At 70.0% G+C, this 20,129-nt stretch carries 24 protein-coding genes; 19 read left to right on the top strand and 5 right to left on the bottom strand.

All coding sequences use genetic code 11. From position 1 onward, the window contains the following. The first annotated feature begins 34 nt into the window (after positions 1 to 34). The 4 genes from ACIQ8B_RS24005 to ACIQ8B_RS23990 all read left to right on the top strand — a co-directional run bounded on the left by ACIQ8B_RS24005 (position 35) and on the right by ACIQ8B_RS23990 (position 3,388). Positions 35 to 988 (top strand): heme o synthase, encoded by a 954-nt coding sequence (locus ACIQ8B_RS24005; protein WP_198602585.1) that lies wholly within the window; start codon positions 35 to 37, stop codon positions 986 to 988. Between the two features lie 93 nt (positions 989 to 1,081). Next, the gene (locus ACIQ8B_RS24000; protein ID WP_290007932.1) at positions 1,082 to 1,414 is read left to right on the top strand and encodes a hypothetical protein; all 333 of its coding nucleotides are present in this window, start codon (positions 1,082 to 1,084) and stop codon (positions 1,412 to 1,414) included. A gap of 84 nt (positions 1,415 to 1,498) precedes the next feature. Further along, on the top strand, positions 1,499 to 2,605 hold the full coding sequence (locus ACIQ8B_RS23995) for an amidohydrolase family protein (protein ID WP_403549458.1): 1,107 nt from the start codon (positions 1,499 to 1,501) through the stop codon (positions 2,603 to 2,605). 45 nt (positions 2,606 to 2,650) lie between these two features. Further along, entirely contained in the window at positions 2,651 to 3,388 is a 738-nt protein-coding gene (locus ACIQ8B_RS23990; protein WP_403549456.1) for a nucleotidyltransferase domain-containing protein, read from the top strand. Here ACIQ8B_RS23990 and ACIQ8B_RS23985 read toward each other — a convergent pair. Genes ACIQ8B_RS23985 through ACIQ8B_RS23975 form a run of 3 tightly spaced genes read right to left on the bottom strand, consistent with a single transcriptional unit; the run spans position 3,346 to position 6,120 of the window. Further along, a complete protein-coding gene (locus ACIQ8B_RS23985; RefSeq protein ID WP_290007924.1) occupies positions 3,346 to 4,374 on the bottom strand; it encodes a heme A synthase in 1,029 nt (342 codons plus the stop codon). The genes ACIQ8B_RS23990 and ACIQ8B_RS23985 overlap by 43 nt on opposite strands. Positions 4,375 to 4,429: 55 nt before the next feature. Beyond that, positions 4,430 to 5,200, bottom strand: coding sequence for an ABC transporter permease (locus ACIQ8B_RS23980; protein WP_403549453.1), 771 nt, complete (start codon positions 5,198 to 5,200; stop codon positions 4,430 to 4,432). Then, complete coding sequence (locus tag ACIQ8B_RS23975) at positions 5,197 to 6,120, bottom strand: ABC transporter ATP-binding protein (protein WP_106414771.1); 924 nt, start codon at positions 6,118 to 6,120, stop codon at positions 5,197 to 5,199. The genes ACIQ8B_RS23980 and ACIQ8B_RS23975 overlap by 4 nt, the downstream gene beginning before the upstream one ends. 289 nt (positions 6,121 to 6,409) lie before the next feature. On the opposite strand from ACIQ8B_RS23975, the gene ACIQ8B_RS23970 reads away from it, so the two are divergent. From ACIQ8B_RS23970 to ACIQ8B_RS23910, 13 genes are all read left to right on the top strand, one after another. Continuing rightward, entirely contained in the window at positions 6,410 to 7,132 is a 723-nt protein-coding gene (locus ACIQ8B_RS23970; RefSeq protein WP_106414772.1) for a metalloregulator ArsR/SmtB family transcription factor, read from the top strand. Further along, positions 7,129 to 8,550, top strand: coding sequence for a Fe-S cluster assembly protein SufB (gene sufB, locus ACIQ8B_RS23965; RefSeq protein ID WP_106414773.1), 1,422 nt, complete (start codon positions 7,129 to 7,131; stop codon positions 8,548 to 8,550). Before ACIQ8B_RS23970 ends, sufB begins: the two co-directional genes overlap by 4 nt. A gap of 60 nt (positions 8,551 to 8,610) precedes the next feature. Further along, the gene (gene sufD, locus ACIQ8B_RS23960) at positions 8,611 to 9,795 is read left to right on the top strand and encodes a Fe-S cluster assembly protein SufD (RefSeq protein ID WP_403549450.1); all 1,185 of its coding nucleotides are present in this window, start codon (positions 8,611 to 8,613) and stop codon (positions 9,793 to 9,795) included. Further along, positions 9,792 to 10,109, top strand: a complete 318-nt coding sequence (locus tag ACIQ8B_RS23955; RefSeq protein WP_024887259.1) for a non-heme iron oxygenase ferredoxin subunit — start codon at positions 9,792 to 9,794, stop codon at positions 10,107 to 10,109. The genes sufD and ACIQ8B_RS23955 overlap by 4 nt, the downstream gene beginning before the upstream one ends. Before the next feature lie 7 nt (positions 10,110 to 10,116). Continuing rightward, entirely contained in the window at positions 10,117 to 10,881 is a 765-nt protein-coding gene (sufC, locus tag ACIQ8B_RS23950; RefSeq protein ID WP_106414775.1) for a Fe-S cluster assembly ATPase SufC, read from the top strand. After that, positions 10,878 to 12,134: a cysteine desulfurase gene (locus ACIQ8B_RS23945; RefSeq protein ID WP_403549448.1), complete on the top strand. Its 1,257-nt coding sequence runs from the start codon at positions 10,878 to 10,880 to the stop codon at positions 12,132 to 12,134. The genes sufC and ACIQ8B_RS23945 overlap by 4 nt, the downstream gene beginning before the upstream one ends. Before the next feature lie 11 nt (positions 12,135 to 12,145). Further along, positions 12,146 to 12,610, top strand: a complete 465-nt coding sequence (gene sufU, locus ACIQ8B_RS23940; protein WP_031019827.1) for a Fe-S cluster assembly sulfur transfer protein SufU — start codon at positions 12,146 to 12,148, stop codon at positions 12,608 to 12,610. Further along, entirely contained in the window at positions 12,607 to 12,939 is a 333-nt protein-coding gene (locus ACIQ8B_RS23935) for a metal-sulfur cluster assembly factor (RefSeq protein WP_004989638.1), read from the top strand. Before sufU ends, ACIQ8B_RS23935 begins: the two co-directional genes overlap by 4 nt. A 90-nt stretch (positions 12,940 to 13,029) precedes the next feature. Beyond that, positions 13,030 to 13,350, top strand: coding sequence for a multidrug efflux SMR transporter (locus ACIQ8B_RS23930; RefSeq protein WP_290007898.1), 321 nt, complete (start codon positions 13,030 to 13,032; stop codon positions 13,348 to 13,350). Beyond that, positions 13,350 to 13,892: a TetR/AcrR family transcriptional regulator gene (locus ACIQ8B_RS23925; protein WP_403549445.1), complete on the top strand. Its 543-nt coding sequence runs from the start codon at positions 13,350 to 13,352 to the stop codon at positions 13,890 to 13,892. The genes ACIQ8B_RS23930 and ACIQ8B_RS23925 overlap by 1 nt, the downstream gene beginning before the upstream one ends. Before the next feature lie 79 nt (positions 13,893 to 13,971). Beyond that, positions 13,972 to 14,961, top strand: coding sequence for a 2,3,4,5-tetrahydropyridine-2,6-dicarboxylate N-succinyltransferase (dapD, locus tag ACIQ8B_RS23920; protein ID WP_290007896.1), 990 nt, complete (start codon positions 13,972 to 13,974; stop codon positions 14,959 to 14,961). A gap of 272 nt (positions 14,962 to 15,233) precedes the next feature. Then, the gene (locus tag ACIQ8B_RS23915; RefSeq protein WP_403549443.1) at positions 15,234 to 15,974 is read left to right on the top strand and encodes a hypothetical protein; all 741 of its coding nucleotides are present in this window, start codon (positions 15,234 to 15,236) and stop codon (positions 15,972 to 15,974) included. A 456-nt stretch (positions 15,975 to 16,430) separates the two neighbouring features. Continuing rightward, complete coding sequence (locus ACIQ8B_RS23910; protein WP_403549441.1) at positions 16,431 to 16,991, top strand: HD domain-containing protein; 561 nt, start codon at positions 16,431 to 16,433, stop codon at positions 16,989 to 16,991. On the opposite strand, the gene ACIQ8B_RS23905 is transcribed toward ACIQ8B_RS23910, so the two are convergent. Together ACIQ8B_RS23905 and ACIQ8B_RS23900 are read right to left on the bottom strand one after the other, a co-directional pair. Next, on the bottom strand, positions 16,979 to 17,449 hold the full coding sequence (locus ACIQ8B_RS23905) for an NUDIX hydrolase (protein ID WP_403549439.1): 471 nt from the start codon (positions 17,447 to 17,449) through the stop codon (positions 16,979 to 16,981). The genes ACIQ8B_RS23910 and ACIQ8B_RS23905 overlap by 13 nt on opposite strands. A gap of 28 nt (positions 17,450 to 17,477) precedes the next feature. Further along, complete coding sequence (locus ACIQ8B_RS23900) at positions 17,478 to 18,209, bottom strand: XRE family transcriptional regulator (protein ID WP_030767829.1); 732 nt, start codon at positions 18,207 to 18,209, stop codon at positions 17,478 to 17,480. A 157-nt stretch (positions 18,210 to 18,366) separates the two neighbouring features. Between ACIQ8B_RS23900 and ACIQ8B_RS23895 the strand changes: the two genes are divergently transcribed. Both ACIQ8B_RS23895 and ACIQ8B_RS23890 read left to right on the top strand, forming a co-directional pair. Next, positions 18,367 to 18,720 (top strand): hypothetical protein, encoded by a 354-nt coding sequence (locus tag ACIQ8B_RS23895; protein WP_176128836.1) that lies wholly within the window; start codon positions 18,367 to 18,369, stop codon positions 18,718 to 18,720. A 3-nt stretch (positions 18,721 to 18,723) separates the two neighbouring features. Beyond that, on the top strand, positions 18,724 to 20,079 hold the full coding sequence (locus tag ACIQ8B_RS23890) for an FtsK/SpoIIIE domain-containing protein (protein ID WP_403549436.1): 1,356 nt from the start codon (positions 18,724 to 18,726) through the stop codon (positions 20,077 to 20,079). Positions 20,080 to 20,129: the final 50 nt, after the last annotated feature.

Below are 20,129 nucleotides of genomic sequence, written 5' to 3'. Positions count from 1 at the left end.
CACAGGGAAGGCTCGCTGGGATGTCTCTGTAGGGGTGTGCGTGACGGCCGTTGAATCCCGCCCGGCGGGGGTTTTGGGGACGAGTCAGAGCCCTGCGCATCGGCCGTTCCGGGCCCGTGTGATGGCTTTCGTGGCTCTCACCAAGCCGCGGATCATCGAACTGCTGCTCATCACCACCGTCCCGGTGATGTTCCTGGCGCAGCAGGGCGTGCCCGACCTGACGCTCGTGCTGCTGACCTGTGTCGGCGGCTACCTGTCGGCCGGCGGCGCCAACGCGCTCAACATGTACATCGACCGCGACATCGACGCGCTGATGGACCGCACCGCGCAGCGCCCGCTGGTGACCGGCATGGTCAGCCCGCGCGAGGCCCTGGTCTTCGGCATCACCCTGGCGGTCGCCTCCACGCTGCTGTTCGGCCTCACCGTCAACTGGCTGTCCGCCTGGCTCTCCCTCGGCGCGCTCCTCTTCTACGTGGTCGTCTACACGATGATCCTCAAGCGGCGCACGGCGCAGAACATCGTGTGGGGCGGCATCGCCGGCTGCATGCCGGTGCTGATCGGCTGGTCCGCGGTCACCAACTCGATGTCCTGGGCCCCGGTCGTCCTCTTCCTCGTCATCTTCTTCTGGACGCCGCCGCACTACTGGCCGCTGTCCATGAAGGTGAAGGAGGACTACGCGCGCGTGGGCGTGCCGATGCTGCCGGTCGTCGCCGGCAACAAGGCGGTCGCCCGGCAGATCGTCCTCTACAGCTGGGTGATGGTCGGCGTGTCGCTGCTGCTCACCCCGATGGGATACACCGGCTGGTTCTACACCGCGGTCGCCCTGGCGGCCGGCGGCTGGTGGCTGTGGGAGGCGCACGCGCTGCTGAACCGCGCCAAGGCCGAGGTGACGGGCGCCAAGCTCAAGGAGATGCGGCTGTTCCACTGGTCCATCACCTACGTCTCGCTGCTGTTCGTCGCCATCGCGGTGGACCCGTTCCTGCGCTGAGACACCTCCGGCACGCCGACGGGCGGGGCACGTGGCCAAGGCCACGGACCCCGCCCGTCGCCGTTTGATCTACCCGTCGGTAGCATCCTGGTCATGGCAGACACGCAGCAGGTGGACCCGAAGGACGGGCAGAAGGCGGCCCGGCTCGCCAAGCGGATCGGCGGCTTCGCCAAGGAGCACGGCGGTGCCGAGGGGCAGGTGTCGTACCTCGGGCAGCGCGGCGCCCGGATCGTCCTCGTCGGCGGGGACGGCGCCTGGGGGGACCTCCACGCCCCCTCCATGGAGAGCGCGCGGCTGGCCCTCGAGAAGGCGGGCATCACCGTCCACGAGGAGTTCGACGGCGAGTTCGCCGCCAAGGTGAGGACCGGCCCGTACGAGTGGAGCCGTATGGCGGGCATCCAGGTCGGCGGCCCCTCCAACGACTGACCGCCCCCGGGGCAGCACCTCTTCACCGGTTCACCCGTTAGGACCTGTAGGCAGCGACAGCGTCCACACGGGGAGAGCCCGGAGATGATCGACCCGCCATCCCTCGTGGACCAGTACTGCCACGGCGTACTGCGCACGGAGCTGGGCCTCGGCACGTTCGAGGCCCAGCTGGCCCGCACCGAGGGACCACCGGCCCCCGGCACCACCCTCTTCGACACCCAGACCGGCTTCGCGGTGCGCCGCTGGTGCCCGCCGCTGCTGGGCCTGGAGCCGCACTGCCCGCCCTCCCGGTACCTCGCCCGCCGCCGTGAGCTGGGCACGGCCGAGGCGGGCCGCCGGCTGCTGCGGGGCAGCGGCATCATCGCCTACCTCGTCGACACCGGCCTGCCCGGCGACCTCACCGGCCCCGCCGAGCTGGCCCGCGCCGGCCAGGCCGAGGCGCACGAGATCGTCCGCCTGGAGCAGCTCGCCGAACAGGTCGCCGACACCTCCGGCACCGTCGCGTCCTTCCTCGCCAACCTCGCCGAGTCCGTGCACGGCGCCGCCGCGCACGCGGTCGCCTTCACCTCCGTCGCCGGACTGCGGCACGGCCTCGCGCTCGCCCCCGAGCCGCCCGGGGCGGGGCAGGTGCGCGGCGCGGCCGGACGCTGGCTGGCCGCGCGGGGCGCCGGGGACCGGCTGACCGACCCGGTGCTGCTGCGCCACCTGCTGTGGACCGCGGTCGCCTCAGGACTGCCGCTCCAGCTGCACGCCGGGCTCGGCGGACCGGGCGCGCGCGTCGGCCGCACCGGCCCGGTGCTGCTGACCGACTTCGTCCGGGCCACCGCCGGACTCGGCACCGACCTGGTGCTGCTGCACGGCTACCCGTACCACCGGCGCGCCGCCCACCTCGCGGGCGTCTTCCCGCACGTCTACGCCGACTGCGGCGCCGCCCTGATCCGCACCGGCGCCCGCGCGGCCACCGTCCTCGCGGAGGTGCTGGAGCTGGCCCCCTTCGGCAAGATCCTCTTCTCCAGCGGCGCCCGCGGTCTGCCCGAGCTGCACGTGGTCGGCGCCCGCCTGTTCCGCGAGGCCCTCACCCGGGTCCTCGGCGGCTGGGTCTCCGAGGGCGCCTGGTCCCTGGACGACGCCCGGCGCGTCGCCACGATGATCGCCTCGGGCAACGCGGCACGGGTGTACGGCCTGACCTGACCGGAAAAGGCCGCCCGGGGGAGCTCCGGGGCGGAGACTGGGCGGATGCAGCAGACCGACGCCCTGCTCGGCCGCTTCCTGGCCGGACTCGCGCCCCTGTCCCCGGTCGCCGTGTGGGCGCACGGCTCACTGGCCGCGGGCGACTACCTCGAGGGCCGCAGCGACCTGGACCTGATCGCGGTCCTGCCGCCCCCGATCGGCCCGCGCACGGTGTGGCGGATCGCCGTCCTGCACGCCCGGCTGCGCGGCGAACCGCTCGCGGACGGGCTCCACTGCACGTATCTCACCCCCGGAACCGCCGCGGGGGCGGAGCGGCGCCACCTCACGTGGGCGCACGAGCGGCTGTTCCGGCGCACCGTCACCCCGGTCACCCGGACGGAGCTGCACACCTTCGGCCGGGTGCTGCGCGGGGCGCCGCCCGCGGACGTCCTGCCTCCGGTGCCGGACGGTGAACTCGCCGCGTACGTGGTGCGCGACCAGCGCGACTACTGGCGGCCGCAGGTGGACCGGACCGGCCTCTGGACCCGGGACGTCTGGGTCGACCTGGGCATGGTGACCTTCGCGCGCGCCACCGTCACCGTCCGGGAGGGCCGTCTGATCTCCAAGCGGGAGGCGCTGGAGGTGCTGCCGGGACTGGGCGCTCCCGAGGAGGTCGTCGCGGACATCCGGGCGCGCCGCCACGGCGGGACGGCGGCCACCGGCGAGGCGTGGATCCAACGGCGCGCCGAGCTGGTCCGCGGCTACCTGGGGCCGGCGATCGACGGGCTGGTGGCCGGTTCCTGAACCGGCACGGGCGCGGCCGCCGGGGCCGTCTCCTCCGGGCGTTCGCGCAGGGACAGCAGGACGCGCAGCACCCAGATCCACATCACGCAGGAACCGAGCATGTGCGCGCCCACCAGGACCTCGGGCAGGTCGGTGAAGTACTGCACATAGCCGATCACGCCCTGCGCCAGCAGGATCAGGAACAGCTCACGGGTGCGGGCCAGCGGGCCGCTCGGCGCGTCCACCGCCTTGAGGACGAACCACAGCGCGAAGGCCAGCGTCACCACGATCCACGCCAGCACGGCGTGCAGCTTGGTGACCGCCTCCCAGTCGACCGGCATCCGCGGGACGTCGCTGGAGTCGCCCGCGTGCGGGCCCGCGCCGGTGACCACCGTGCCGACCGCGATCAGCAGCACGGACACGGCCACCAGGAACCACACCAACTGCACCACGGCCCTGCCGGCCAGCGGCCGCGGCGCGGCGTCGCCCTCGCGGGTGCGCTGCCACATCACCGTCGCGACCGCGATCAGCGCCGAGGACAGCAGGAAGTGCGCCGCGACCGTGTACGGGTTCAGGCCGACCAGCACCACGATGCCGCCGAGCACCGCGTTGCCCATGACGATCCAGAACTGCGCCCAGCCCAGCCGGGTGAGGCCGCGCCGGTACGGCTTCTGCGAGCGCGCGGCGACGATCGCCCAGCCGACGGCGGCACAGAGCACGTACGTCAGCAGGCGGTTGCCGAACTCGATGATCCCGTGCAGACCCATCTCGCGGGTGGTGGTGAGCGAGTCCTCGGTGCACTTGGGCCAGGTCGGGCAGCCCAGGCCGGAGCCGGTGAGCCGGACCGCGCCGCCGGTGACCACGATGACCACCGACATCACGAGCGCGGTGAGGGCCGCGCGCCGGACGGTCCGGGGGTCCGGGGTCCAGCGGGCGGCGACGAAGGCGAGCGGGTTGCGCAGCAGCGTCGGGGCGTCGGCGCGGGTCACGTTTGGCACGCGTCCCATCGTAGGCGGCCGCTTGTGCACGCTTTCACGAGGGTCGGTCCCGGTCGTCACGCCCCTACTCCCAGCGGAAGAACGCGCCGGCGGCCGCGAGCCCCGCGACCGCCCACGCGGCGAGGATCCCCAGGCCGTCCCAGGGCGTCCCGGCGCCGTGCTGCAGCACGTCCCGCAGGCCCTCGGACAGCGCGGCGATGGGCAGCAGGCCGAGCACGTCCTGCGCCGCCTCGGGGAACCGGTCCAGCGGCACGACCACCCCGCCGCCGACGAGCAGCAGCAGGAAGACCAGGTTGGCGGCGGCGAGCGTGGCCTCCGCCTTGAGCGTGCCGGCCATCAGCAGCCCGAGTCCGGAGAAGGCGGCCGTGCCCAGGGCCAGCAGCGCGACCACCGCGAGGACGCCGCCCCGCGGGTCCCAGCCGAGCATCAGCGCGATCACCGTCACCAGCACCACCTGGAGCACCTCGGTGACCAGCACCGACAGCGTCTTGGCGGTCATCAGCCCCCAGCGCGGCAACGGGGAGGCGGCCAGCCGCTTCAGCACGCCGTAGCGGCGCTCGAAGCCGGTCGCGATGGCCTGCCCGGTGAACGCCGTCGACATCACCGCGAGCGCGAGGACGCCGGGCGCGAGGAAGTCCACCGCCGCGCCGTCGCCGGTGTCCACCACGTCCACGGTGCTGAACAGCACCAGCAGCACGGTGGGGATGATCACGGTGAGCAGCAGCTGTTCGCCGTTGCGCAGCAGCATCTTCGTCTCGAGCACGGCCTGCGCGGCGATCATGCGCGCCAGCGGCGCCGCGCCCGGCTGCGGTGAGTAGGTCCCGGTGGCCGTCACGAACGCAGCTCCTTGCCGGTCAGCTCCAGAAACACGTCTTCCAGGGTGTGGCGCTCCACCGAGATGCGGTCCGGCAGCACGCCGTGCTGCGCGCACCAGGACGTCACCGTGGCGAGCAGTTGCGGGTCGACCTTGCCGACGACCCGGTACGAGCCCGGCGTCACCTCGGCGGCCGAGGCGTCGGCGGGCAGCGCCTTCAGCAGGGAGGCCACGTCCAGTCCGGGCCGCCCGGTGAAGCGCAGGGTGTTCTCGGCGCCGCCCCGGCACAGCTCCTCGGGGGAGCCCTGGGCGACGACCCGGCCGGCGTCGATGATCGCCACGTCGTCGGCGAGCTGCTCGGCCTCGTCCATGTAGTGCGTGGTGAGGACGACGGAGACGCCGTCGGCGCGCAGGTCCCGCACCAGGTCCCAGGTGGCGTGGCGGGCCTGCGGGTCGAGGCCGGCGGTCGGTTCGTCCAGGAACACCAGTTCCGGGCGGCCCACCACGGCCATCGCCAGCGCGAGCCGCTGCTGCTGCCCGCCGGACAGCCGCCGGTACGCGGTCCGGCCGCAGGACCCGAGGCCCAGGCGCTCGATCAGCGCGTCCACGTCCAGCGGGCGCGCGTGCAGCTTCGCCACGTGCCGCAGCATCTCGTCCGCCCGCGCCCCCGCGTACACGCCGCCGGACTGGAGCATCACGCCGACGCGGGGCCGCAGCGCCGCCGACTCGCGGACCGGGTCGAGACCCAGGACGCGCACCGTGCCGGAGTCCGGCCGCCGGTACCCCTCGCAGATCTCGACCGTGGTCGTCTTGCCCGCTCCGTTGGGGCCGAGCACGGCGGTCACGCCGTGCCGGGCCGCCAGGTCGAGGCCGTCCACCGCGGTCTTCGTGCCGTACCGCTTCACCAGGGCCTGCACCTGGACCACGGGCTCACTTCGCATGGGTCATGAGTCTAGGGAGACGGCGGGGGGGTCCGGCCGGGGGGTGCGGGAAGCAGCCCGGACGGGAAAGGCGCTCTTGCGCGGCCCCCCGGAATGTGATCCGGAGCGGTGAGTGGGCCGGTCGGAGGGGGTGCGGGCGGCGCCCGCCGGGTGCTGCGGCCCGTCCCCGGTCCGATCGATCAGAGATCGTTTGCGCAGGTCAGATTAGGTATGCCTAAGTGATGCAAGGCACTTCGGGCCGTCCGGGCGCGGCTTGCCCGGCTCCGGCGAATTACGCAACAATGGCGTTGTGAAAAACGTTGGCGAGACGTCCCACGAGGATCTGGCAACCGGTGAGCGGTCCACCCGCAACCGCGTCGCCCGCTCCATCCTGGACCACGGCCCGTCGACCGTCGCCGAACTGGCCGGGCGGCTGAAGCTGACCCAGGCGGCCGTGCGCCGCCACCTCGACGCCCTGACCGCGGACAACGTCGTGGAGGCCCGTGACCGGCGCGTCTACGGCGCGCGCTCGCGCGGACGTCCTGCCAAGGTGTTCGCCCTGACCGACTGCGGCCGGGACGCCTTCGACCAGTCCTACGACAAGCTCGCGGTGGACGCGCTGCGCTGGATCGGCGAGCGGGAGGGCGGCAGCGAGGCGATCGCCGCGTTCGCCCGGGCCCGCATCGCCGCCCAGGCGGGCGCGTACCGCAAGGCCGTCGAGTCCGTACCGCCGGAGAAGCGCACGGAGGCCCTGGCCAAGGCGCTGAGCGAGGACGGGTACGCTGCGACCGCGCGCAGCGCGCCCCACCCCCAGCGGGGTGAGCAGCTCTGCCAGCACCACTGCCCGGTCGCCCACGCCGCCGAGCAGTTCCCGCAGCTGTGCGAGGCCGAGACGGAATTTTTCGCCGAGCTTCTCGGTACGCATGTACAGCGGCTGGCGACGATCGCCCACGGCGACGGCGTCTGCACGACGTTCATCCCCAAGATTTCCCACAACGCATCCGCAAGCACGTCCGGGAGGAACCCCGCATGACTCTCCCCACGGAGACTGCCCACCCCGAGCTGGAGGGTCTGGGCACCTACGAATACGGCTGGGCCGACCGTGACGAGGCTGGTGCGTCGGCGCGCCGCGGCCTGAACGAGGAAGTCGTCCGGGACATCTCCTCGAAGAAGGACGAGCCGGAGTGGATGACCAAGCTCCGCCTCAAGGGCCTGCGCCTGTTCGAGAAGAAGCCCATGCCGAACTGGGGTTCCGACCTCTCCGGCATCGACTTCGACAACATCAAGTACTTCGTGCGGTCCACGGAGAAGCAGGCGCAGTCCTGGGAGGACCTCCCCGAGGACATCAAGAACACCTACGACAAGCTGGGCATCCCCGAGGCCGAGAAGAAGCGCCTCGTCGCCGGTGTCGCCGCCCAGTACGAGTCGGAGGTCGTCTACCACCAGATCCGCGAGGACCTGGAGGAGCAGGGTGTCATCTTCCTGGACACCGACACCGCCCTGAAGGAGCACCCGGAGCTCTTCAAGGAGTACTTCGGCACGGTCATCCCGGCCGGTGACAACAAGTTCGCCGCGCTGAACACCGCCGTGTGGTCCGGCGGCTCCTTCATCTACGTGCCCCCGGGCGTGCACGTGGAGATCCCGCTCCAGGCCTACTTCCGGATCAACACCGAGAACATGGGCCAGTTCGAGCGGACCCTGATCATCGTCGACGAGGGCGCCTACGTGCACTACGTCGAGGGCTGCACCGCGCCGATCTACAAGTCGGACTCGCTGCACTCCGCGGTCGTCGAGATCATCGTCAAGAAGAACGCCCGCTGCCGCTACACGACCATCCAGAACTGGTCGAACAACGTCTACAACCTGGTCACCAAGCGCGCCGTCGCCTACGAGGGCGCCACCATGGAGTGGGTCGACGGCAACATCGGCTCCAAGGTGACGATGAAGTACCCGGCCGTCTACCTGATGGGCGAGCACGCCAAGGGCGAGACCCTGTCCATCGCCTTCGCGGGCGAGGGCCAGCACCAGGACGCCGGCGCCAAGATGGTCCACATGGCCCCGAACACCTCGTCGAATATCGTCTCCAAGTCGGTGGCGCGCGGCGGCGGCCGGACCTCCTACCGCGGTCTCATCGAGATCGGCGAGGGCGCCCCGGGCTCCAAGTCCAACGTGCTGTGCGACGCGCTGCTGGTGGACACCATCTCCCGTTCGGACACCTACCCCTACGTGGACGTCCGCGAGGACGACGTGTCCATGGGCCACGAGGCGACCGTCTCCAAGGTCTCCGAGGACCAGCTCTTCTACCTGATGAGCCGCGGCCTGTCCGAGGACGAGGCGATGGCCATGATCGTGCGCGGCTTCGTCGAGCCGATCGCCAAGGAACTGCCGATGGAGTACGCGCTCGAGCTCAACCGGCTGATCGAGCTCCAGATGGAAGGCGCGGTCGGCTGATCACCGCCGCCGTCTCCCGTCAGGCCCCATACGCAACGGAAAGCGAGCACTACGACAGCCATGGCTGAGGCTCAGAACATCCCGGTGGGTTCCACCACCGCCGGTTCGATCGCGGTCGCCGCCGAGTCGACCGTCGCCACGCGCATGAGCGCGCCCCCGTCCTTCGACGTGGCGGACTTCCCCGTCCCCCACGGCCGTGAGGAGGAGTGGCGGTTCACCCCGCTGGAGCGGCTGCGCGGACTGCACGACGGCACCGCCGCCGCCACCGACGCGGGCGTCAAGATCGCCGTCGGGGCCCCCGAGGGCGTCACCGTCGAGACCGTCGGCCGTGACGACGCCCGGCTCGGCCGCACCGGAGCCCCGGTGGACCGCGTCGCCGCCCAGGCGTACTCGGCCTTCACCCAGGCGTCGGTCGTGACCGTGCCCAAGGAGACCGTCCTCACCGAGCCGATCCGCATCGCCGTGCACGGCGAGGGCGGCACCGCCTTCGGTCACCAGGTGATCGAGCTCGGCGCCTTCGCCGAGGCCCTCGTGGTCATCGACCACACCGGCGACGCGGTGCTCGCCGCCAACGTCGAGTACGTCCTCGGCGACGGCGCCAAGCTCACCGTGGTGTCCGTCCAGGACTGGGACGACAAGGCCGTGCACGTCGCCCAGCACAACGCGCTCGTCGGCCGCGACGCCTCCTTCAAGTCCGTCGTCGTGACCTTCGGCGGCGACCTGGTCCGCCTCCACCCGCGCGTCACCTACGCGGGTCCCGGCGGCGAGGCCGAGCTGTTCGGCCTGTACCTCACCGACGCCGGCCAGCACCAGGAGCACCGCCTCCTGGTCGACCACAACGTCCCGCACTGCACGTCCAACGTCGTCTACAAGGGCGCGCTGCAGGGCGACGACGCGCACGCCGTGTGGATCGGCGACGTGCTCATCGAGGCCAAGGCCGAGGGCACCGACACCTACGAGATGAACCGCAACCTCGTCCTCACCGACGGCGCGCGGGTCGACTCGGTGCCGAACCTGGAGATCGAGACCGGCGAGATCGTCGGCGCCGGCCACGCCTCCGCGACCGGCCGCTTCGACGACGAGCAGCTCTTCTACCTGATGGCCCGCGGCATCCCCGAGAAGGACGCCCGGCGCCTGGTGGTCCGGGGCTTCTTCGCCGAGCTCGTCCAGCAGATCGGCGTCCCCGACATCGAGGAGCGCCTGATCGCCAAGATCGAGGAGGAGCTGGAGGCCGCGGTCGCATGACCTTCGTACGCGTCTGTGGACTGGGCGAGCTGGAGGAGGACACCCCGAAGCGGGTGGAACTCGACGGCACGCCGGTCTCCGTCGTGCGCACCGAGGGCGAGGTGTTCGCGATCAACGACATCTGCTCGCACGCGAACGTGTCCCTGTCGGAGGGCGAGGTGGACGACTGCCACATCGAGTGCTGGCTGCACGGCTCGCGTTTCGACCTCCGTTCCGGCAAGCCCGACGCCCTCCCGGCGACGCGCCCCGTCCCCGTATACCCCGTAAAGATCGAAGGGGACGACGTGCTCGTCTCCCTCACCCAGGAGTCCTGAGGCACCCATGGCAACGCTTGAAATCCGAGACCTGCACGTCACCGTCGAGGCCGACAACGCCACGAAGGAGATCCTCAAGGGCGTCGACCTCACCGTGAAGCAGGGCGAGACGCACGCCATCATGGGCCCCAACGGCTCGGGCAAGTCGACCCTCGCGTACGCGCTCGCCGGTCACCCCAAGTACACCGTCTCCGGCGGCACCGTCACCCTCGACGGTGAGGACGTCCTGGAGATGTCCGTCGACGAGCGGGCCCGCGCCGGCCTGTTCCTCGCCATGCAGTACCCGGTCGAGGTCCCCGGCGTCTCCGTCTCCAACTTCCTGCGCACCTCCGCCACCGCCGTCCGCGGCGAGGCCCCCAAGCTGCGCACCTGGGTGAAGGAGGTCAAGGAGGCCATGGAGCGCCTCAACATGGACCCCGCCTTCGCCGAGCGCAACGTCAACGAGGGCTTCTCCGGCGGTGAGAAGAAGCGCCACGAGATCCTTCAGCTCGAGCTGCTCAAGCCGAAGGTCGCGATCCTCGACGAGACCGACTCCGGCCTGGACGTCGACGCCCTGCGCGTCGTCTCCGAGGGCGTCAACCGCGTCCGCGAGTCCGGCGAGGTCGGCACCCTGCTGATCACGCACTACACGCGCATCCTGCGCTACATCAAGCCCGACCACGTCCACGTGTTCGCCGGCGGCCGCATCGTCGAGTCCGGCGGCCCCGAGCTCGCCGACAAGCTGGAGGCCGAGGGGTACGAGGCATACACGAAGGGTGGCGTATCCGCGTGACACAGCTGCCGGGCCTCCTCGACACCGAGGCGATCCGCAAGGACTTCCCCATCCTGGACCGACAGGTCCACGACGGGCGCAAGCTCGTGTACCTGGACAACGCGGCGACCAGCCAGAAGCCGCGCCAGGTGCTGGACGCCCTGAGCGAGTACTACGAGCGCTACAACGCCAACGTCCATCGCGGTGTGCATGTGCTCGCCGAGGAGGCCACGGCGCTGTACGAGGGCGCGCGCGACAAGGTCGCGGACTTCGTCAACGCGCCCTCGCGCGACGAGGTGATCTTCACCAAGAACGCCTCCGAGTCGCTCAACCTCGTGGCCAACATGCTCGGCTGGGCCGACGAGCCCTACCGGGTGGACCACGAGACCGAGATCGTCATCACGGAGATGGAGCACCACTCCAACATCGTGCCGTGGCAGCTGCTCGCGCAGCGCACGGGCGCGAAGCTGAAGTGGTTCGGCCTCACCGACGACGGCCGGCTCGACCTGTCGAACATCGACGAGGTCATCACCGAGAAGACGAAGATCGTCTCCTTCGTGCTGGTGTCCAACATCCTGGGCACGGTCAACCCGGTCGAGGCCATCGTGCGCCGCGCCCAGGAGGTCGGCGCCCTGGTGTGCGTCGACGCGTCCCAGGCCGCGCCGCACATGCCGCTGGACGTCCAGGCCCTCCAGGCCGACTTCGTGGCCTTCACGGGCCACAAGATGTGCGGCCCGACCGGCATCGGCGTCCTGTGGGGCCGCCAGGAGCTGCTGGAGGACCTGCCTCCGTTCCTCGGCGGCGGCGAGATGATCGAGACCGTGTCGATGAGCTCGTCGACGTACGCCCCGGCCCCGCACAAGTTCGAGGCGGGCACCCCGCCGATCGCCCAGGCGGTCGGGCTCGGCGCGGCGATCGACTACCTGTCGGCCATCGGCATGGACAGGATTCTCGCGCACGAGCACGCCATCACCGAGTACGCCGTCGAGCGTCTCCTCTCGGTGCCGGACCTGCGCATCATCGGTCCGGCCACGGCCGAGGACCGCGGCGCCGCGATCTCCTTCACCCTCGGGGACATCCACCCGCACGACGTGGGCCAGGTCCTCGACGAGCAGGGCATCGCGGTCCGGGTCGGACACCACTGCGCCCGCCCCGTCTGCCTGCGGTACGGAATTCCCGCGACCACGCGGGCGTCGTTCTATCTGTACTCCACGCCGGCGGACATCGACGCACTGGTCGACGGTCTGGAGCACGTACGGAACTTCTTCGGATGAGGGGCTGAGGCGTGAAGCTGGACTCCATGTACCAGGACGTCATCCTGGACCACTACAAGAACCCGCACGGGCGGGGCCTCCGGGACGGCGACGCCGAGGTGCATCACGTCAACCCGACGTGCGGTGACGAGATCACGTTGCGCGTGAAGTACGACGGCACGACCATCAGCGACGTCAGCTACGAGGGACAGGGCTGTTCCATCAGCCAGGCGTCCGCGTCCGTGCTGAACGACCTGCTGGTCGGCAAGGATCTCGCCGAGGCGCAGAAGATCCAGGGGACCTTCCTGGAGCTGATGCAGTCCAAGGGGAGGATCGAGCCCGACGACGCGATGGAGGAGGTGCTGGAGGACGCGGTGGCGTTCGCCGGCGTCTCCAAGTACCCCGCGCGGGTCAAGTGCGCCCTCCTGAGCTGGATGGCGTGGAAGGACGCGACGGCCCAGGCGCTGGGCGCCGACGCCGAAAGGACTACGGCATGAGCGAGACCGTGGAGATGAAGCCGGCCTCGGAGGAGGAGCTCCGTGAGGCCCTGATGGACGTCGTCGACCCCGAGCTGGGCATCGACGTCGTCAACCTCGGCCTGATCTACGGCATCCACGTCGACGACTCCAACGTGGCGACCGTCGACATGACGCTGACCTCGGCGGCCTGCCCGCTGACCGACGTCATCGAGGACCAGGCGAAGTCCGCCACGGACGGCCTGGTCAGCGAGTTGCGGATCAACTGGGTCTGGATGCCGCCGTGGGGCCCGGACAAGATCACGGACGACGGCCGTGAGCAGCTGCGGGCGCTGGGCTTCAACGTCTGAGACGCACGGCAGCACGACACGTGGAACGGCGACGCCTTCGGGCGTCGCCGTTTTCCGTGGGGCCGGCCGCCGTTGTGTACGCTTGTACACATGGGATACCTGCTGCTGGCCGGCGCCATCGCGGCCGAGGTGTGCGCCACCACCGCCATGAAGTACAGCGACGGCTTCAGCAGGCTGTGGCCCTCCCTGCTGACCGTTCTCGGGTACGTCGTCTCCTTCGCCCTGCTCGCGCAGACGCTGCGCACCCTCTCCATCGGCACGGCCTACGCCATCTGGTCCGGGGTGGGCACCGCCGCCATCGCGACGATCGGCGTCCTGTTCCTCGGCGAGGCGTTCACCGCGGCCAGGGCCGCCGGCATCGCGCTGATCATCGTGGGCGTGGTGGTGCTGAACACGGGCGGTGCGCACTGATGGCCCGGCGGCACGACCCCGAGCGGCGACAGCGGATCATCGACGCGGCGATCCGGGTGGTCGGCCGCAGCGGCATCGCCGGGCTCACCCACCGCAGCGTCGCCCGCGAGGCGGACGTGCCGCTCGGCTCCACCACGTACCACTTCGCGACCCTCGACGAACTGATGGTGGCCGCCCTGCGCCAGGCCAACGAGGGCTTCGCCAAGGTGATCGCCTCACGCGGCGGCCTGGAGGACCCGCGGACCGACCTGGCGGCCGAGCTGGCGGCGCTGATGGGCGAGTGGCTGGGCGGCGAGCGGACCGGCGTGGAGCTGGAGTACGAGCTGTATCTGGCCGCGCTGCGGCGCCCCGCGCTCCGCCCGGTCGCGGCGGAGTGGTGCGAGGACACGGCCGCCGTGCTGTCCCGCCGCACGGACCCGGTGACCGCGCGGGCCCTGGTCGCGCTGATGGACGGCATCTCCCTCCAGGTCCTGCTGACGGGCACGCCGTACGACGAGGAGTACGCCCGCGAGGTGCTGGGGCGGCTCCTGCGGGGCACCTGACCGGGGTCATGGGACCGGCACGCGAGATGCGGGCGGCACCGGTTCGCGTCCGGCGCCACCGGCCGGTTAGGTTGCCCTCATGACCGACACGACTGCTCAGAGCACCACCGGCGCAGTGGCCGCCGGCCTCGCCACCCTCGCCGCCGACGGCACCGTCCTCGACACCTGGTTCCCGGCCCCCGAGCTCGCCGCCGAGCCGGGCCCGTCCGGCACCGAGCGCCTCTCCGCCGAGCAGGCGGCGAAGCTGCTGGGCGGCGGTGCCACCGCCGCGGCCGGCCCGGACCCGCGCCGGGGCGTCGAGGTCGTCGCGGTCCGCACGGTCATCTCCTCGCTGGACGCCAAGCCGGTCGACGCGCACGACGTCTACCTGCGCCTGCACCTGCTCTCCCACCGCCTGGTGAAGCCGCACGGCCAGAACCTGGACGGCATCTTCGCCCACCTCGCCAACGTCGCCTGGACCTCGCTGGGGCCGGTCGCCGTGGACGACCTGGAGAAGGTGAGGCTCAATGCCCGTGCGGAGGGCCTGCACCTCCAGGTGACCTCCGTCGACAAGTTCCCGCGCATGACGGACTACGTGGCCCCCAAGGGCGTGCGCATCGCGGACGCCGACCGCGTCCGCCTCGGCGCGCACCTCGCCGAGGGCACCACCGTGATGCACGAGGGCTTCGTCAACTTCAACGCCGGCACGCTCGGCACGTCGATGGTCGAGGGCCGGATCTCGGCGGGCGTCGTCATCGGCGACGGCTCCGACATCGGCGGCGGCGCGTCCACGATGGGCACCCTGTCGGGCGGCGGCAACGTCCGCATCTCCGTCGGCGAGCGGTGCCTGATCGGCGCGGAGGCGGGCGTGGGCATCGCCCTCGGTGACGAGTGCGTGGTCGAGGCCGGCCTCTACGTCACCGCCGGCACCCTGGTCACCATGCCCGACGGGCAGGTCGTCAAGGCCCGCGAACTCTCCGGCGCCTCCCACATCCTCTTCCGCCGCAACTCGGTCACCGGCACGGTGGAGGCCCGCCCGAACAACGCGGTGTGGGGCGGGCTGAACGAGGTGCTGCACAGCCACAACTGATCATCGGTGGCCGTGACCTGCGGCCGCCTTATCGATCAACGCCCTGACCTGCGGCTGAGCCGTCGGTAACTGTCGACGTTGGTCAACGTTGAGCGCCCTTCCACGGCCCTGAGGCGGCCCGGGAGGGCGCTCGTCGATGAGATAGCCAGTTGTGACACGGCGACCGCTAGCGGGTGCCTCGGACGCGAACGATGAGACGGTGCTGGCAAGCTGAGGAACCGAAACCTCAATAAGTGGATGCTTCGAATCGCGAACGTCACTAGCATGATGGTGTGACGACTGGAATTAAGACCTATTGGCTTTCGGTGGACTTCGATGAAAGCTTCATCGATGGCTCCTCGCAATATGGATTGGATCCAGGGAGCCTTGCGCTTAAGCGCCGCGCGGACGCCTCTTTTGCTCATGCGGAATACCGGCTATCCAATCATTCCGTCAAGTATGACCGAATTGATGGAATTCTGGCGCTCAAGAGGGCGATGCAGACGCGCTTAGAGCATCTGGACAAGATCTATGGGCTGCGGCAGTATCCGCAATCAAAGGCCGGGGGGTGGTTGGCTGTCCTTGAAAGTTGGGGCGTAATCCGTCGGCGGATGTTGCAGCGCATGAATCGTCTGCGCAATGCTGTTGAACATGATGGGGCAGAACCTCCTGGCAAAGAGGAGTGCGAGGACTACTGCGAAGTTGTTTGGTGGTTCCTCAGAGCGACTACATCGCTACTCACCCCGTATGAGGAGCTGAGCCTTGTCCTTCGGAGCGATGAGTTTTGCTCCATGAAGCTGCAGTTCAATCCCGTCCGAATTGGTCTTCACGCCTATATGCTGCCGGAGAATATATCCGATGCTGAGCTGCCTGGGTGGGAAAAGATCGAGACTGTTCTCAAGGATACGCCCCCGGGACGAGACAAGTATTTCTTCCAGCCTCTACCGCCGGGTACCTCTGAGCTTGAAGCCAAGATTTCTGACCCAGTCGTCGCTGAGGTTTTCGTTAAGGCCTCTCTGTCTCACCTCATGTGAACGCCCGCGGATGGGGCAAAGGGGAGGGGACTTCACCTCCTGCGGAGCGACATTCGAAGGTCGGTGGAGCGGCTTTGGGCTGGAGCTGCTTTGGGGCGAGTGATCTTGGCCCCGTAAGCTGATGGCGAGTCGGGCAGTCTGTGGACCTGCCCGTTGAAGCACGACGTTGGGGCCATGATCTTAGAGGCTCGCCCCAAAGTGGCTGCCTAAAGCCGTGGAACCGACCGCCCCAGCCACAGAGGGTGTCTCCCCCTTCATGCCCGCAGCCGCCGAGCGCGCCGCCGGGCGCGGCCAGCCGGGGCGAAGACAGGAGGCAGGCCGCGCCGCAGAGGCGGCGCGCGCCCGCGCCGTGCGCGGGCCTTGATGAAGTAGGGAAAGTCTTACCGCACCCATGATCAGCAACCGCCCCGATCGTGGCCTGTCGGCTCTCTGCTCGCCTCGGCTAACGTTCCATGCATGCCTTCTGTACTGGACACGCCCCAGGGAGCGGCCGAACTCGCCGAGTCCCTGCTTCCTCCGCTCGGGAACCGCTGGCTGCACACTCAGGCCGTGGCCGGTCGGGCGCGCGAGGCTTCCGCGGCTGTGTCCGAGGCGGACCGGGATCTCCTCGTCGCTGCCGCGTGGCTGCATGACATCGGCTACGCCCCCGAGCTGCGTGACACCGGCTTCCATCCCCTCGATGGTGCTCGGCACCTCGAATCGCTGGGTGCGCCGGCGCGCCTGGTGCGGCTGGTCGCTCACCACTCCGGAGCCGTGTACGAAGCGGAGCAACGCGGGCTCTCGGCAGAGCTGGCCGTCTATGAGCGAGAAGACTCCCCGGTCCTGGACGCCCTGATCTTCGCTGACATGACAACCGGCCCCGCCGGGCAGTCCTTCGACTTCGACACCCGGATCGACGAGATCTTGGTCCGTTACGAGCCCGGCAGCGAGGTTCACAACGCGATCAGCAAGGCACGGCCGTATCTCCGGGGCGCTGTCGAGCGGACTCGCGACCGCATGGCGCATCAGCCGATGTAGGGCTCCGCCCGGTCAGACAGGCCGTGCTCGATCCGCATGCGCATCGACGGGTGGATGTTCAGCTCGTCCAGCTTGCTCGGGTCGACGAATGCCACTTCCTTGCTCTCGCTGCTCGTCCGCAGCTCGCCGCCGGTGATGCGAGCCTGGAAGCAGATGGAGAACTGCTGGCGGACCTCGCCGTCGTCGTACGCCATGACGTGGCCTGGGTTGGTGTAGATGCCGACGAGGCCGGTCACCTCCACGTTGAAGCCGGTCTCTTCCTTCGTCTCGCGCACGGCTGCGTCCGGGGCCGACTCGCCCAGATCGACGCCGCCACCGGGCAAGGCCCAGAGGTCGTTGTCGGTCTTGTGGATCAGCAAGATCTCTCCAGCCTCGTTGCGTGCAACGGCGGTCACGGAGGGGACGAGGCTGTTCGCCTTCGGGGCGTTGGGATCGTTGAAGTAGTCGACACGGGCCATGTGTTCAGCGTTGCACGTCCGGGGCCTGTTACGCCTCCCGGCCCCGCTCCCATGCATAGTCGAAGCTCCGCATGTAGTGCCGGAAGGTCCGCGCTCCGGGGAGGTACCGGAAGTGCATCACCGGGTTCTGGCCGGCGGGAGCTCCGAGGACGTGCGGGTTCACGAGAACGTCCTCGTCGAACCGGTAGATCGAGTTGTAGAGGATCGTGTCGTGCAGTCGAACTTCGACGCCGGGCGTCGACATGGCGGGCTCGAGGTAGCGCCGGGTGATCCGGGCACGCGCGGCCAGGTCACCACCGATGCCCTCCTCTTCGCCGCGCTGACGGACCGCTTCGGAGTCGGGATCGCCGAGCAGGATGCGGACCTGGGCGCCGGCCTTCGCCTTCTCGGCCAGCTGGTCGGGCAGGTCCGGATTGCTGTCGAAGAGGAAGAGTCCGGCGTACACGAGGATGTCGACCTGGTCCGTCGCCTTCTCGATCAGGGATGACCAGAGAGGGGCGGGCACCGCGCCACGGTGCGGGTAGTACGTGATCAGCTCGGACGTGCTGGCCTTTTCCGCCTGCTTCTCCACGGACGGCCAGAGGTAGACCTCGTCGACCCCGAGGAAGCTCGCCGCCTTCCAGCGGTGCCCGCGGTGCGGAGTGCGGCCGGTGGTAATCCACCGCTCGACGCTCTTGGGGTCCACTCCGACGTGCTCGGCAACGGACTGGATCGTCTCGCCCTTCGCTGAAATCGCCGCGCGCAGCCGCTCGTTCGCCATGACGTGCCCTTCACTCGGACGGCTAGGGACGTTTTGACGGTAGCTCAGACGTCCCCAAACGTCCATACGGGCGGTGATGCGTCCACCCCTTCTCACGGTCTCCTGATCTCACCGACGGGATGTCGGTCAACACCTCACAGCAACAGGAGACAAGACGATGCGTCAGATCCCCGTGGACACCGCCAACGCCACCGTGATGGTCGCCAAGGCCCCGCAGCCCAAGGTGAAGGACCGCCGTACCGGTGAGATCGCCACCGACAAGGACGGTGCCACCCTGATGGTCGTGGAGGTCATGTTCTCCACGCCCGACGAGGTGGAGATCCTCAAGCTCACCGTTCCGCAGTCCGGCGTCTCCGAGGACCTGGCCATGGGCACTCCGGTGGTCCTGACCGGCCTGGTCGCCTCGCCGTGGGAGAACGAGTTCAACGGCCAGAAGCGGCACGGCATCGCTTTCCGTGCGGTCGCGGTGACCTCGCTGACCGCTGCTGACTCGGCCTCGAAGGCGGCCTGAGCCGTGACGTGGCTGATCGTCGCCCTGGTGCTGGTCGTCGCCGCTGCGGGTCTTCTGCGGTGGCGGCGTCCCGCCTGGTACTGGCTGACCTTCGGGGTCACCCTCGCCGCGCTGCGGGTCCTGGTCCGGTACGGCTCGGTCATGGACGCCTGCGGCCTCACCGTCCCGGCTCCTCGCTGGCGACTGGCCCTGGCCCGGATGACGAACCGCCCCGTTCCCGGACCCCGTGCCCCGCGCATCTTGCGGGTCCGAGTGACCCGGACCGGCCTGGTGCTCCGGCTCAAGCTCCGCCCCGGTCAGGACGCCTTCGACGTGGCCGCCTCATGTGATCGGCTGCGGCACTCGTTCGCCATGTACGGCGTGACCTCCCGTGAGCTGCGGTCGGGTGTGGTCGAGCTGCGCATGACCGGTTACGACGTGCTCAAGCGTGTGCAGATGCCTGCCGTGGCCGACACCCAACCGATGCGGGTCCCGGTTGCCCTGCGTGAAGACGGGGCCGTCCACTACCGCGACTACCGAGCCGTTCCGCACGCCCTCACCCTGGGGGCCACGGAGTCCGGGAAGTCGGTCTATCAGCGCAATCTCGTCGCCGCCCTCGCGCCGCAGCACGTCGCCTTGGTCGGCATCGACTGCAAGCAGGGTGTCGAGCTGTTCCCGCTGGCCCGCCGGTTCTCCGCGCTCGCCGACAACCCCGACACCGCCGCTGAACTCCTCGACGCGCTGGTGTCCCACATGGAGGACGTCTACCAGCTCATCCGGGCCGAGCAGCGGATCACCGCTGACGTGCCGGATGCGGAGATCGCCGCCGACATCTGGGACCTGCCCGAAGGACTGCGCCCGGTGCCCATCGTGGTCCTGGTCGACGAGGTCGCCGAACTCGCCCTCTTCGCGACCAAGGAGGAGGAGAAGCGGCGGGACCACATCATCACCGCCCTGGCCCGGCTCGCCCAGCTCGGCCGCGCGGCCGGCATCTATCTGGAGATCTGCGGGCAGCGCTTCGGCTCCGAACTCGGCAAGGGCATCACCATGCTCCGCGCCCAGCTCACCGGCCGCACCGCCCACCGCGTCAACGACGAATCCTCCGCGAATATGGCCCTCGGCGACATCGCCCCGGACGCCGTCCTCGCCGCGATTCAGATCCCCACCGACACCCCCGGCGTCGCCATCACCGGCGACTCAACCGGCGGCTGGGCCCGCATCCGCGCCCCGTACACCTCGCTGCGGCAGGCCGTGAACATCTGCAACCGGCACGCCGACCTGACCCCGGACCTTCCCGCCCTCGCTCCATTCCGGCCCGCGCTCGGCACCCTCGCACCGGTTCCGGCCCCGGCAGTCGAGTCCGCCCCGGCCGCTGCCTGAGCCACACCACCTGATCGGTCGGCGCGACCGCTTCGCGCCAAGTCCCTACC

The organism is Streptomyces sp. NPDC096105, from assembly GCF_044763335.1.
Taxonomy (GTDB): Bacteria; Actinomycetota; Actinomycetes; order Streptomycetales; family Streptomycetaceae; genus Streptomyces.
The sequence above is the reverse complement of the archived record's forward strand: the minus strand, read 5'-3'. Positions and strand labels throughout refer to the sequence as shown.